Origin of the sequence: Lederbergia panacisoli (genome assembly GCF_024626525.1) — a bacterium.
Lineage (GTDB): Bacteria > Bacillota > Bacilli > Bacillales > Bacillaceae_C > Lederbergia > Lederbergia panacisoli.
Window position 1 is genome coordinate 192,246 of sequence record NZ_JANJGU010000005.1, and the last position, 13,460, is coordinate 205,705.

12 protein-coding genes and 1 riboswitch are annotated in these 13,460 nt (G+C 38.1%); of the genes, 10 read left to right on the plus strand and 2 right to left on the minus strand.

From position 1 onward, the window contains the following. Positions 1–139: 139 nt before the first annotated feature. Positions 140–1,042, minus strand: coding sequence for a Gfo/Idh/MocA family protein (locus NQ185_RS09870; protein WP_257581506.1), 903 nt, complete (start codon positions 1,040–1,042; stop codon positions 140–142). A gap of 162 nt (positions 1,043–1,204) precedes the next feature. Here NQ185_RS09870 and NQ185_RS09875 point away from each other — a divergent pair, with 162 nt between their 5' ends. The 8 genes from NQ185_RS09875 (at position 1,205) to NQ185_RS09910 (ending at position 10,244) form a co-directional block, all read left to right on the plus strand. Next, a complete protein-coding gene (locus NQ185_RS09875; protein WP_257581507.1) occupies positions 1,205–2,902 on the plus strand; it encodes an AMP-binding protein in 1,698 nt (565 codons plus the stop codon). A gap of 149 nt (positions 2,903–3,051) precedes the next feature. Then, on the plus strand, positions 3,052–3,636 hold the full coding sequence (gene fadR, locus NQ185_RS09880; RefSeq protein ID WP_257581508.1) for a fatty acid metabolism transcriptional regulator FadR: 585 nt from the start codon (positions 3,052–3,054) through the stop codon (positions 3,634–3,636). Between the two features lie 22 nt (positions 3,637–3,658). Further along, positions 3,659–4,432, plus strand: a complete 774-nt coding sequence (locus NQ185_RS09885; protein WP_257581509.1) for an enoyl-CoA hydratase — start codon at positions 3,659–3,661, stop codon at positions 4,430–4,432. A 32-nt stretch (positions 4,433–4,464) separates the two neighbouring features. Further along, positions 4,465–5,229, plus strand: coding sequence for an electron transfer flavoprotein subunit beta/FixA family protein (locus tag NQ185_RS09890; RefSeq protein WP_257581510.1), 765 nt, complete (start codon positions 4,465–4,467; stop codon positions 5,227–5,229). 13 nt (positions 5,230–5,242) lie between these two features. Then, positions 5,243–6,226, plus strand: coding sequence for an electron transfer flavoprotein subunit alpha/FixB family protein (locus NQ185_RS09895; protein WP_257581511.1), 984 nt, complete (start codon positions 5,243–5,245; stop codon positions 6,224–6,226). 76 nt (positions 6,227–6,302) lie between these two features. Continuing rightward, positions 6,303–6,617 (plus strand): thioredoxin, encoded by a 315-nt coding sequence (gene trxA, locus NQ185_RS09900; protein ID WP_257581512.1) that lies wholly within the window; start codon positions 6,303–6,305, stop codon positions 6,615–6,617. Positions 6,618–6,707: 90 nt separating this feature from the next. Next, positions 6,708–8,480, plus strand: coding sequence for an excinuclease ABC subunit UvrC (gene uvrC, locus NQ185_RS09905; protein WP_257581513.1), 1,773 nt, complete (start codon positions 6,708–6,710; stop codon positions 8,478–8,480). A gap of 46 nt (positions 8,481–8,526) precedes the next feature. After that, positions 8,527–8,714: riboswitch (Lysine riboswitch) on the plus strand. A 297-nt stretch (positions 8,715–9,011) separates the two neighbouring features. Further along, positions 9,012–10,244, plus strand: a complete 1,233-nt coding sequence (locus NQ185_RS09910) for an aspartate kinase (protein ID WP_257581514.1) — start codon at positions 9,012–9,014, stop codon at positions 10,242–10,244. A gap of 43 nt (positions 10,245–10,287) precedes the next feature. On the opposite strand, the gene NQ185_RS09915 is transcribed toward NQ185_RS09910, so the two are convergent. After that, entirely contained in the window at positions 10,288–10,749 is a 462-nt protein-coding gene (locus NQ185_RS09915) for a YslB family protein (RefSeq protein WP_257581516.1), read from the minus strand. A 268-nt stretch (positions 10,750–11,017) separates the two neighbouring features. Between NQ185_RS09915 and NQ185_RS09920 the strand changes: the two genes are divergently transcribed. Both NQ185_RS09920 and sdhA read left to right on the plus strand, forming a co-directional pair. Continuing rightward, entirely contained in the window at positions 11,018–11,650 is a 633-nt protein-coding gene (locus NQ185_RS09920) for a succinate dehydrogenase cytochrome b558 subunit (protein ID WP_257581517.1), read from the plus strand. Positions 11,651–11,697: 47 nt separating this feature from the next. Beyond that, positions 11,698–13,458 (plus strand): succinate dehydrogenase flavoprotein subunit, encoded by a 1,761-nt coding sequence (gene sdhA, locus NQ185_RS09925; protein ID WP_257581518.1) that lies wholly within the window; start codon positions 11,698–11,700, stop codon positions 13,456–13,458. Positions 13,459–13,460 lie beyond the last annotated feature (2 nt).

The following is a 13,460-nucleotide window of genomic DNA, read 5'->3' on the forward strand; positions in this document are numbered from 1 at the left end:
GCGCTTGCGCCGAGGAGGCTTCCCGTACCGCCCGCGGAAAGCGAAGCGCCTGAAGCGCAAATCAACAACTACGTTTAAAATTGTCATTCATTTTAAGGGGACTTTTTCAGTGCCCTCATTAAAGACTCCCCCTCTTTTGTCATTTCATAAAATGTTGAACAATTTTTTCTGCAAGTAAATGAGTCTCTAAATCCCTTTCATATCCATTGTATGGTTGTGCGTCATTTCGCACTAAATCTAAGAAATGAGTAATAATATGATAGAAGCCTCTTTTTTCTAGTGTAGGCTGCCAATCATCACTTCCATAGTCAAGAATCTTTTTATCTTTATGTGAAGTAATATCCCTAACATTCATTACTTTTAGCGTCTCATCCGAGCTCATTACCTCTACGATCTCTTCTGTTGTTCCCGCGTCGCGATTCATGATTCCAATTGCCGTACCTTTATTTGATTCAAGTTGCAACGTTACATGATGCAGCTTCCCGTCTTTTTGTTTTCCACGTATGATTATTTCCTCAATTGTATAGGGAAATAAATACAGTAATGTATCAATAACATGAATAAAATCATCAAAAATAAACGTTCTTGTGTCCGCAGGATGATGGCCACGATTTTTCTGCATGAGAATCATATTTGGGGTCGATAATTCCTTTAGTTTTCTGTATGGCGGTGCATATCTTCGATTAAAACCAACCATGAGTATGAGGCCTTTCCTTTTAGCTTTTTCAATAAGCCTTTTTGAGGACTCACTAAAATAAGTGATTGGCTTATCAACATATACGTGGATTCCGTTATCCAGAAGTTGATCAATAATCGCTTCGTGTGATTCCGTGGAGCTATGAACAAATGCTGCTTCAATGCCACTTGAGAGTAGCGCATCCAAGTGATGATAAGCTTGATTTATTCGATATGTAGAAGCAACATTGGCTAGTGTTTCTTCATTCCGAGTACATATATGTAGCTCAATACCTTTCGTTTGCGATAATATAGGTAAATAAGCTTTTTTTGCGATATCTCCTATCCCAATCATCCCTAGTTTCATTTTTATCACCTTTATATGAGTATTTTGATTGCTCTATTCATAATTATATAATGAATGTAATATTCCTTCATGAATAAATTGAATGAAGGATACTCTTATCATATAATATAGGAGAGAAGTTCTAATTTTCAAACTGTTCATTTTAAAACGAGGGGGGATTGTATGGAAAAGAAGCCGTGGTTGAAACTGTATCCTGAATCAATACCGACAACGTTAGAATATGAACCGAAAACTGTCCAATCTTATTTAACTCAAGCAGCCAAATCATACCCTGATAAAGTTGCTATCCATTTTATGGGGAAGGAAATGACTTATAAGGAATTATATGAATGTTCCCTAAAGATGTCTAATTATCTTCGAGGAATTGGCATCAAAAAAGGTGATCGGGTTGCTATAATGCTCCCAAATTGTCCGCAAGGTGTTATTAGCTATTATGGAATTTTATATGCAGGTGGGGTTGTCGTACAGACTAATCCTCTTTATACAGAGAGGGAACTTGAGTATCAAATGAAAGATTCCCGAGCAAAAGCGATTATTTCTCTCGATATTCTATATCCCCGTATATCGAAAGTAATGAAACGTACAAAGCTTGAACATATTGTTGTAACCGCTATCAAAGACTATTTGCCTTTTCCAAAAAACATCATTTATCCGTTTATTCAAAAAAGAAATACCGGGATCGTTGTTAATGTTAAACATGAGGGGAATCAACATTTATTCAAAAATATTATGGTAGAAGCTAAGCCTGATTTATATGAATATGATTTTGACTTTGACAACGATTTAGCTTTGCTGCAATATACTGGAGGCACAACAGGATATCCGAAAGGGGTCATGCTAACCCATAAGAACTTAATTGCCAACGCTACTGCGTGTGATGCTTGGCTCTATGAAGCGAAAAAAGGTGAAGAAATCATTTTAGGATTATTACCTTTCTTTCACGTATACGGAATGACTACGGTATTAATTTTAGCGGTCATGCAAGGTTATAAAATGATTCTTTTGCCAAAATTCGATGTTGACACTGCGCTGAAAACCATTCATAAACAACGACCAACTATTTTCCCTGGCGCTCCCACCATTTATATCGGGATATTAAATCACCCAGAATTACACAAATATGATCTTTCATCTATTGAATCATGCTTAAGCGGCTCCGCTCCTCTCCCTGTTGAAGTCCAGCAAAAATTTGAGGAAATCACTGGAGGAAAGTTAGTTGAAGGATATGGATTAACTGAATCCTCTCCAGTAACTCATGCTAATTTTATTTATGGACAAAAAAGCGTGAAAGGAAGTATCGGAGTTCCATGGCCTGATACAGATGCTGCGATTATTTCCGCTGAAACTGGAGAACCCGCGGCACCTCGCGAAATTGGTGAAATAGCTGTTAAAGGCCCTCAAATTATGAAAGGATACTGGAATAGACCTGAAGATACCGCTGCTACATTTAAGGATGGATGGTTATTAACGGGTGATATGGGTTATATGGATGAAGAAGGTTTTTTTTATGTAGTGGATAGAAAGAAAGATATGATTATCGCTGGAGGGTACAATATTTATCCAAGGGAAATTGAAGAAGTCCTTTATGAGCATCCGGCTATTCAAGAATTAGTTGTCGCTGGAGTCCCTGATGCTTATCGTGGCGAAACGGTAAAAGCATATATTGTATTGAAGGAAGGGGCAAAAGTTACTGAAGAAGAACTCGATGAATATGCACGAAAATATTTAGCAGCTTATAAAGTACCAAAGATCTACGAATTCCGTAAAGAATTGCCCAAAACAGCTGTAGGTAAAATACTACGCCGTGTTTTGGTTGATGAAGAAAGAAATAAATTACATCATGATGAAAAACTCGGTTAATAAAAAATGAACATTATGAGCCGAAGGGGGCTCTTTTTTTAGTGGCGATACTTGACATAAAAAAAGCCACTCTTTATGATGAAAGTATGAATGAATAATCATTCATTTTTTCATTTAGCTCGTAATGAGCAGTGAGCAGGTGAAAGTTAATGAAAAGAAATAAACCTAAATACAAACAAATTATCGATGCCGCAGTAATCGCCATTGCTGAAAATGGCTATCATCAAGCGCAAGTTTCAAAAATTGCCAAGCAAGCGGGGGTAGCGGACGGTACAATTTATCTATATTTTGAAAGTAAAGAAGATATTTTAATATCAGTTTTCCGTGAAAGAATGGGTTACTTCGTAGAAAAAATGAAAGAAGTTATTGCAGGAAAAGAAACGGCTGCGGAGAAATTATTAGTAATGATAGAAAATCATTTTACGATACTTTCAGAGGATAGACATTTGGCGATTGTTACCCAACTTGAATTAAGGCAATCAAACAAAGAGCTTAGAATGGAAATTAATGAAGTATTGAAAGAATATTTGCATGTAGTCGATGATATTTTACGTTTTGGACAAAAGAGGAATGAATTTGATAAGAATCTGGATATACGTCTTGCACGACAAATGATTTTTGGGACAATGGATGAAACCGTAACAACATGGGTTATTAATGATCAAAAATATGACTTGGTTTCGTTGGCGCCTTCTGTTCACAGTCTACTTTTACATGGATGCGCGGCAAGATAATATGGTCAAGGAGTGAAATGAAATGTCATATCTATCCCTTATTAAAGACGGAAACGCTGCAATTATTACAATTAATCGCCCCCCCGCAAATGCTTTATCATCCGGATTAATACAAGAGATTGGTAATTTGCTTGATCAATTGAAAGAGGACTCAGAAGTACGGGCGATTTTACTTCATGGAGAAGGTCGATTTTTTTCTGCAGGAGCTGATATAAAAGAGTTTACAGGTATTGCAAACGGAGAAGAATTTTCAAAACTTGCAGTAAATGGTCAAGAAATCTTTGAACAAATCGAAAATTTTCCAAAACCAATTATTGCGGCGATCCATGGAGCAGCTCTAGGGGGTGGACTGGAACTTGCGATGGCATGTCATATTAGACTTGTTAGTGAAAATGCCAAACTTGGTTTACCTGAATTACAATTAGGTTTAATTCCTGGGTTTGCAGGTACACAGCGCCTTCCGCGTTTAGTTGGAACAGCAAAAGCTGCGGAAATGTTGTTTACAAGTGAGCCTTTATCAGGGATTGATGCTGTTAGATGGGGCTTAGCCAATCATTCATTTCCTGAGGATCAGCTTTTAGACAAAGCAAAGGATATGGTGCAAAAAATTGCAGCTAAAAGTCCTATTGCGTTAAAGGCTGCAATTGATTTACTTCAATATTGTAAGACTGATGAGTTTTATGAAGGAGTTAAGCAAGAAGCCAATAAATTCGGTTTCGTATTTGACTCAGAGGATAGCAAAGAAGGAATTCGTGCTTTTCTTGAAAAACGTCATCCTAGATTTACAGGTAAGTGATTAAAAGATTCCAATATTAGGAGGGGCGGTTTATGAATATTTTTGTAATCATGAAAAGAACTTTCGATACGGAAGAAAGAATTTCTATTTCCGGCGGTAAAATTAATGAAGATGGTGCAGAATTTATTATTAATCCTTACGATGAATATGCTATAGAAGAAGCAATTCAAGTCCGTGATGAACATGGCGGGGAGGTAACCGTTGTCACCGTAGGCGGGGAAGATGCAGAAAAGCAACTTAGAACTGCACTCGCAATGGGTACGGATAAAGCTGTATTAATTAATATAGAGGATGATATTGAAGAAAGCGATCAGTTTACGATATCTACTATTATTGGAGAATATTTAAAAGATAAAGAGCCAGATTTAATTCTAGCTGGAAATGTTGCAATTGATGGCGGCTCCGGTCAAATAGGTCCACGGGTTGCAGATATACTGGGAATTCCACATGTTACGACGATTACGAAGCTAGAAATTAGCGGAGAAAAGGTATTGCTGACTAGAGATGTAGAAGGTGATTCAGAAATTATTGAAACATCCTTACCTTTGCTTGTCACAGCACAGCAAGGTTTAAATGATCCGCGCTATCCTTCTCTTCCGGGAATTATGAAAGCCCGAAAGAAACCATTGGAAGAACTTGAACTTGATGATCTGAATTTAGAGGAAGAGGATGTAGAGGCGAAAACAGAAACGATTGAAATTTTTCTTCCTCCAGCAAAAGATGCTGGGAGAATTTTGGAAGGCGATATTGAAGCACAAGTGAAAGAACTTGCAGGTTTGTTAAAAAGAAAAGTTTAAGGAGGGAATAAACATGGGCAAAAAGGTACTTGTTCTTGGTGAACTTCGAGAAGGCTCTTTAAGAAACGTGTCATTTGAAGCGATTGCAGCCGGAAAACAAATCGCTAATGGCGGCGAAGTGGTTGCCGTTTTAGTTGGAGATCAAATAGGAAGCCTTGGGAAAGAGATGATTCAATATGGAGCGGACCGTGTCTTAACTGTCGAAGATGAGAAATTAAAACATTACACTTCGGATGGTTATTCCCAGGCTCTCCTTACAATTATAGAAAAAGAAAATCCCGAAGGCATTGTGTTCGGACACACTGCTCTTGGGAAAGATCTTTCTCCAAAAATTGCAAGCAAACTCAATATTGGTCTGATTTCTGATGTTACCTCACTTGAAGTAAAGGACGATGGTTATACTTTTATAAGACCTATCTATTCTGGGAAGGCATTCGAAAAGAAAAAAATAATCGAAGGAATTGTTTTTATTACAATCCGTCCAAATAATATCGATCCATTAAGCAAAGATGAAAACAAAGCGGGAGACATACAATCCGTATCTGTAGAAATAAAGGATTTACGAACAATCATTAAAGAAGTTGTTAAGAAGGCAAGTGAAGGTGTTGATTTATCAGAGGCAAAAGTCATTATTGCAGGTGGGCGTGGTGTGAAAAGTGCTGAGGGGTTTGAACCGCTCCAAGAATTAGCTAATGTACTTGGAGGGGCTGTTGGTGCTTCCAGGGGTGCGTGTGATGCGGACTATTGTGATTATTCATTGCAAATAGGGCAAACTGGTAAAGTTGTGACACCAGATTTGTACATCGCATGTGGAATATCAGGCGCTATTCAACATTTAGCTGGCATGTCCAATTCCAAAGTGATTGTTGCCATTAATAAGGATCCTGAAGCTAATATCTTTAATGTTGCGGACTATGGCATTGTAGGTGATCTATTTGAAGTTGTTCCACTATTGACAGAGGAATTTCGCAAAATGAAAGCAGGTTCTTCAAATTGAGCAAATGATTAGCGTGAACGAATGGATGATGTTATACTTGCGCTAGATTCGAATGTATAATTAGGAGGTATGACATATGGCAATTACTCATGCAACTGATGAAAGCTTTTCCGCTGAAACGAGTGAAGGTGTCGTATTAGTGGACTTTTGGGCACCTTGGTGTGGCCCTTGTAAAATGATTGCTCCTGTTTTGGAGGAATTAGATGTAGAACTTGGTGAAAAAGCAAAAATCGTTAAAGTAGACGTTGATGATAACCAAGAAACTGCAAGTAAATTCGGCATTATGAGTATTCCAACATTGGTAGTCCTAAAAAATGGTGAACTAGTCGATAAAACTGTTGGCTTTCAACCAAAAGAGGCACTAGCAGAATTGGTAAATAAACATCTATAAGAAATAAGAATTGTAAAAATCCGGGCTTTATGGCTCGGATTTTTTTCAATATAATAAGATATATGTTTGTGATAGATTGAGGTGATTTTTATGAACGAGATAATTAAACATAAATTGGAGATTTTACCTGATCAGCCAGGATGTTATGTGATGAAAGATCGCCAAGATACGATTATTTATATTGGTAAAGCAAAAGTTTTAAAAAATAGGGTTCGTTCCTATTTTTCCGGTACACATGATACGAAAACACAGCGTCTTGTTAATGAAATTGAAGACTTTGAATATATTGTGACGGGGTCTAATATCGAAGCACTTATTTTGGAAATGAATTTGATTAAAAAGCATAGTCCAAAATACAATATTATGCTCAAGGATGATAAGAGCTATCCATATATTAAATTAACGAATGAAAGACATCCGCGCCTGATCATCACTAGGAAGGTAAAAAAGGATAAAGGTAAATACTTTGGCCCATATCCGAATGCACAGGCTGCAAATGAAACGAAAAAGCTTCTTGACCGCCTCTATCCTCTTAGAAAATGTCAAACCCTGCCTGATCGAGTTTGCCTTTATTACCATCTTGGTCAATGCTTAGCTCCATGTGTGAATGAAATTGCCTCCGAGACATATAAACAAATGACGGATGAAATAACGAAATTTTTAAATGGAGGCTTTACGTCTATAAAAATAGATTTGCAAAAAAAGATGCATGAGGCAGCTGAAAGTCTTGAGTTTGAAAGAGCTAAAGAATTTCGTGATCAAATTACGCACATCGAGACTACCATGGAGAAGCAAATAATGATGTCAGCCGACTTTACAGACCGCGATGTATTTGGATTTGCATTAGACAAAGGCTGGATGTGTGTTCAAGTATTTTTTATTCGTCAAGGTAAATTAATCGAAAGGGATGTTTCGCTTTTTCCTGTGTACAGTGAACATGAAGAAGAATTTCTAACCTTTCTCGGTCAGTTTTATGCCCAAACCAACCATTTTAAACCGAAAGAAATCCTTTTACCTGAGTCTGTCAATCAAGTGTTGGCGGAGCAATTACTAGAAGTAAAGGTCATTCAGCCAAAAAGAGGGCAGAAAAAAGACCTTGTTAAATTGGCTACAAAAAATGCTCAAATTGCATTGAAAGAAAAATTTGCTTTAATTGAAAGGGACGAAGAGCGAACGATCCATGCGGTAGACAGATTAGGCGTGGCCATGCAAATATATACGCCCTACCGAATTGAAGCATTTGATAATTCTAATATTCAAGGTTCCGACCCAGTTTCAGCACTTGTCGTATTTGTGGATGGAAAACCCGATAAGAAAGAGTATAGGAAATATAAGATTAAGACTGTAAAAGGGCCAGATGATTATGAATCAATGCGCGAAGTGGTAAGAAGGAGATATACGAGAGTACTGCGAGAAAATCTACCATTGCCTGATTTGATTATTATTGATGGAGGCAAAGGTCAAATTGATGCAGCGAAGGATATTTTGGAAAATGAACTTAATTTGCATGTACCGATTGCCGGGTTGGCAAAGGATGAAAAACATCGAACTTCACAATTATTATTCGGTAATCCACTTGAAATTGTTCCATTGGAACGAAATAGTCAGGAATTTTATTTGCTTCAAAGAATTCAAGATGAAGTTCACCGATTTGCCATAACTTTTCATAGACAATTACGCGGAAAATCCGCTTTTCAATCAGCCCTTGATGAAGTAGAAGGAATCGGTCCTGTCCGGAAAAAAGCCTTACTCCGTCATTTCGGATCTTTGAAAAAAATGAAAGAAGCGACTGTTGAAGAGATTATAAATTTGGGAATTCCAAGAAATATTGCTGAAGGATTAAAGGATCAATTGGACAAATAGCTATTGAGTAAATGACAACTCAATGTTATAATTGTTCCAATTTCATTATTTCGATAGAGGTTGCAAACTTTCAATAGTAAAAACCATGAGAAGAAGGGCTTCAATGATTGGTTTTGAAAGGGTTGGTTTGCCGAAGTGGATAAAGAGCTCCTTTTCCTTTTCCGCTGGTCCTGCGTTTAAGAAATGTAGGATTGTCAAAATGGATTTAAATCCTTTTGGAGAGCTATCTCATGTTGTGATCATTTTAATGTGCGTTTCACAAGCAATGAGTTTTAAGCTCATTGCTTTTTTTATTTTCTAGCTACAGCGCCTATCGACTAGCAAACTTCTTGCCTTCTCCCTACGATAAGGAAGCCAGATTCGCCTTGCAGGCTTATCGTGTTTCCTTTATCTCAGTCGAAGGTCAAATAAGGAACGTCGACTAAAACCGTCACTTCCTGTGACGACGTCGACGGACCCACATCCTGTGGGCCTGTACGTCGATGGGCAAGGCGCTTACGCTTTTATTTTATTTGGAAGGAAGGCAGAATCATGGGCTTAATAGTCATCAAGTTTGGAGGCTCATCACTGAGCACTACCGAAAGAATCAAAAATGCAGCACAAAGGATTCATTCACTGAAAAAAGGAGGCAAAGAGGTCGTTGTGGTAGTTTCTGCAATGGGAAAAACGACTGACCAGCTTCTTGAGCTTGCAGGTCAAATAACAGATAACCCTGCCAAACGTGAAATGGATATGCTTTTGGCTACTGGAGAACAAGTTTCAATATCGCTTTTATCTATGGCTTTATCGGAAATGGGGGCTCCGGCTGTATCCTTTACGGGTTGGCAAGCCGGGATCGTTACTGAAAAGGTTCATTCCAATGCACGCATTGTTGACGTGAAAACCGATCATATTAAAGAAAAATTAAATGAAGGAAAAATCATAGTTGCTGCGGGTTTTCAAGGAGTTACGGAGGATGGAGAGATTACAACATTAGGTAGAGGGGGATCCGACACAACAGCTGTCGCTTTAGCAGCAGCACTAGGTGCGGAACGTTGCCTCATCTGTACAGATGTAACCGGCGTATTTACTTCCGACCCTCGCTACGTCCCACAAGCAAGAAAACTTCCATCTATTTCTTATGATGAAATGCTTGAACTTGCAAATCTAGGGGCCGGGGTTCTACATCCACGTGCAGTTGAATTTGCTAAAAATCACCGTGTGCCGCTTGAAGTTAGATCAAGCACAGAAAATAAAGAAGGTACAATCATCGAGGAGGAAGTATCAATGGAAAATAACCTCATAGTAAGAGGCGTAGCATTTGAAAAAGATATGACAAGATTAACTATTTTTGGATTGAAAAATGAAATGACTGGCTTATCCGCTGTTTTTTCGGAACTAGCCAACAATCAAATTGACGTAGATATCATTATCCAAAGTCAAACAGATGGAAATAAAACCAATTTATCTTTTTCAATAAAAAATAAAGATCGCCAAGCAGCAGTACAAGTGCTTGAAAATCAAAAAGACAAAATCGGGTTTGATAGCATCGAATATGAAGCTGGGCTCGCTAAAGTTTCCATTGTTGGTTCAGGAATGATCTCAAATCCAGGAGTTGCAGCTCAGATGTTCCAAGTACTTGCTGACAAAGATATTCAAATTAAAATGGTTAGTACATCTGAAATTAAAGTATCAGTAGTCATTAACGAAGATAAGATGAAAGAGGCAGCCCAAATTCTTCATGAAGCTTTTCAGTTAGGTGAAGTAGTAGGGGAAGTGCAGTAAAATAATAAGCTGTTCAATCATAACAATGATTGAACAGCTTAAGTTATTTTATAGGCTCCTTCCTATCCCAACGAACTGTAAAGAAAACATGGTTTTTCTTTTTATTTAATTCGGCATATGCTTCACATATAAATTGTTTTTGATTTTGAATTTGTTCAGCAATAAAACCAGCTTCTAACGTAAAGCAAGGGTCCGAATTCATTTGAATTCTTCTATCCACTAATTTTCCATTAAGCTCAAACTTTATCTCGTTTTTGCTTTCCTCAACAAGCTTCAGCATCCCCCACGATGCTTCTTGAAAGAAGGAACTAACTTCTTCAGTAGAAAGCAGTGGAAATTTGCGAGCTATATGTTTTCCTGCCCAATAAGAGATTTCATTAGTATCCTTGCCAAGAATTCCCGGAATTAATATATCCCTAAGTAATTCATATCCGAATACAGGAATGTCCATTTGGGTATCTGATTCAGGTGAATTATGAAGTCCTTGTTTCAATGATGTTTGCACTAAAATCCCCTCTTTCTCTATGACCTATTATATACAAAAAGAGTTGTTATTGAAAAAATATTTTACAATGGGACAGAATAAATTTGTGAAACCATATTGTTTTTTAGTATTAAAAAGGTGAAACCGTTGCCTTGACGCTTCCGAAAGTCGGGAGTAGAATGGATATGTCACATAATTGTTATAATACATTTTGTGTTGTTTGACATGCAGTCATTTCGAACACACTTTGTCTGCAGCACAGAGTCTTAAACACTAAGGGGGGTAAATTGTGGCAGGTAAAAATGAGTTTTTTTGGCGTAGGCTGCATTCCTTGTTGGGTGTTATCCCAGTAGGCATTTTTGTAGTGCAGCATTTAATTGTTAACCATTTCGCTACTCGTGGCGAAGATGCATTTAATAAAGCATCAGGATTTATGGGGAATCTTCCATTTGTCATTTTCCTAGAATTCGCAGTTATTTACATACCAATTCTTTTTCATGGAATTCTTGGGCTTTATATTGCGTTTACGGCAAACAATAATCCTGCTAGGCTAAGCTTTTTCCGTAATTGGATGTTCACTATCCAGCGGATCACAGGGGTTATTTTATTGGCTTTTATCGCTTGGCACGTGTGGGAAACTCGGATTCAGAAGGCGTTTTTTGATGTTGAAGTGAATTTTGATATGATGGCAAATATTTTATCTAATCCAGTTGCACTGATTTTATACTTTATTGGTATTCTTTCAGCTACATTCCATTTATCCAATGGTTTATGGTCGTTTCTCGTTAGATGGGGAATTACGCAATCCCCTACCTCCCAACGAATTTCTTCATGGGTAATGGGAGTGTTATTTGTAGTTATTTCTGTCATTGGAATTCGCGCGGCGTTAGCATTCGCTTATCCGGATCTATTCATAGGATAAACAGGCTGAAAGATAATCAACAACGGTGAGAAGGAGTGAGTCATACGATGAGTAATGGGAAAATCATCGTGGTCGGTGGTGGATTAGCTGGCCTGATGGCAACAATAAAAATAGCAGAAGAAGGAAGTCAAGTGGATTTATTCTCACTTGTACCAGTAAAGCGATCTCACTCTGTATGTGCACAGGGTGGTATTAATGGTGCAGTAAATACAAAAGGAGAAGGGGACTCCCCGTTAATCCATTTTGATGATACAGTTTATGGTGGAGACTTTTTAGCTAACCAACCGCCTGTTAAAGCAATGTGTGAAGCGGCTCCTGGGATCATTAACTTATTCGATAGAATGGGTGTTATGTTTAACCGGACACCAGAGGGGTTGCTCGATTTCCGTCGTTTTGGTGGGACTCAGCATCATCGTACAGCATTTGCGGGGGCAACAACTGGTCAGCAATTATTATATGCATTGGACGAGCAGGTTAGGCGCCATGAAGTCGCGGGCCTCGTAAATAAATATGAAGGCTGGGACTTTTTAGGAATTATTCAAGATGACGCAGGAGTTTGTCGTGGAATTGTAGCACAAAACATGACGTCAATGGAAATTCAATCATTCCCTGCAGATGCTGTTATTATGGCTACTGGTGGACCTGGAATTATTTTTGGCAAATCAACAAACTCTGTTATCAATACTGGGTCAGCTGCTTCTATTGTATACCAGCAAGGAGCTGCATATGCAAATGCTGAATTCATTCAAATTCATCCAACCGCAATACCTGGAGATGATAAGCTTCGTTTAATGAGTGAGTCTGCACGCGGGGAAGGTGGACGAATTTGGACATATAAAGACGGTAAACCATGGTATTTCTTAGAGGAAAAATATCCTGCATATGGTAACCTTGTTCCTCGTGATATTGCTACACGAGAAATTTTCCATGTTTGCGTAGATATGAAGCTCGGAATTAACGGTGAAAACATGGTATATCTTGATCTTTCTCATAAAGACCCACATGAACTTGATGTGAAACTCGGTGGTATTATTGAAATATATGAGAAATTCACTGGAGAAGATCCACATAAAGTACCTATGAAAATTTTCCCTGCTGTCCATTACTCAATGGGTGGTCTTTGGGTTGATTATGAGCAGCATACGAATATTCAAGGGTTATTTGCTGCAGGTGAATGTGATTACTCACAACACGGAGCAAACCGTCTCGGTGCAAACTCCCTGTTATCAGCAGTATACGGTGGAATGGTAGCTGGCCCGGAAGCGGTTAAGTATATTAAAGGGTTGGAAAAAAGCTCTGATGCTTTTTCATCTTCTTTATATGAAGGTGCTGCAAAACATGAGCAAGAGAAATATGCTAATATTCTGTCCATGGATGGTACAGAAAATGCTTATGTCCTTCATAAAGAGCTTGGAGAATGGATGACAAACAATGTGACGGTCGTTCGTTACAATGATAAATTGCAAGATACCGACAATAAAATTGTTGAACTGATGGAACGTTGGAAAAATATTAATATTAACGATACAACAAACTGGAGTAATCAAGGTGCATTATTCACAAGACAATTGTGGAACATGCTTCAGCTTTCACGTGTTATTACAATTGGTGCTCTAAACCGTAATGAAAGCCGTGGAGCACACTACAAGCCTGACTTCCCTGATCGTAACGATGAAGAATGGCTAAAAACAACGATTGCGAATTACAATCAAAGTACAAATAACCCTGAATTTAGCTATGAGGATGTGGATGTTTCTCTCATTACACCTCGTAAACGCGACTATTCAAAACAGAAAGAAGTGAATTAATG

What these genes read in the sequence shown, in the direction of transcription:
- NQ185_RS09870 (WP_257581506.1), bottom strand. Translation starts at nt 1,042, where the DNA reads ATGAAACTAGGGATGATTGGGATAGGAGATATCGCAAAAAAAGCTTAT.
- NQ185_RS09875 (WP_257581507.1), top strand. Translation starts at nt 1,205, where the DNA reads ATGGAAAAGAAGCCGTGGTTGAAACTGTATCCTGAATCAATACCGACA.
- fadR (WP_257581508.1), top strand. Translation starts at nt 3,052, where the DNA reads ATGAAAAGAAATAAACCTAAATACAAACAAATTATCGATGCCGCAGTA.
- NQ185_RS09885 (WP_257581509.1), top strand. Translation starts at nt 3,659, where the DNA reads ATGTCATATCTATCCCTTATTAAAGACGGAAACGCTGCAATTATTACA.
- NQ185_RS09890 (WP_257581510.1), top strand. Translation starts at nt 4,465, where the DNA reads ATGAATATTTTTGTAATCATGAAAAGAACTTTCGATACGGAAGAAAGA.
- NQ185_RS09895 (WP_257581511.1), top strand. Translation starts at nt 5,243, where the DNA reads ATGGGCAAAAAGGTACTTGTTCTTGGTGAACTTCGAGAAGGCTCTTTA.
- trxA (WP_257581512.1), top strand. Translation starts at nt 6,303, where the DNA reads ATGGCAATTACTCATGCAACTGATGAAAGCTTTTCCGCTGAAACGAGT.
- uvrC (WP_257581513.1), top strand. Translation starts at nt 6,708, where the DNA reads ATGAACGAGATAATTAAACATAAATTGGAGATTTTACCTGATCAGCCA.
- NQ185_RS09910 (WP_257581514.1), top strand. Translation starts at nt 9,012, where the DNA reads ATGGGCTTAATAGTCATCAAGTTTGGAGGCTCATCACTGAGCACTACC.
- sdhA (WP_257581518.1), top strand. Translation starts at nt 11,698, where the DNA reads ATGAGTAATGGGAAAATCATCGTGGTCGGTGGTGGATTAGCTGGCCTG.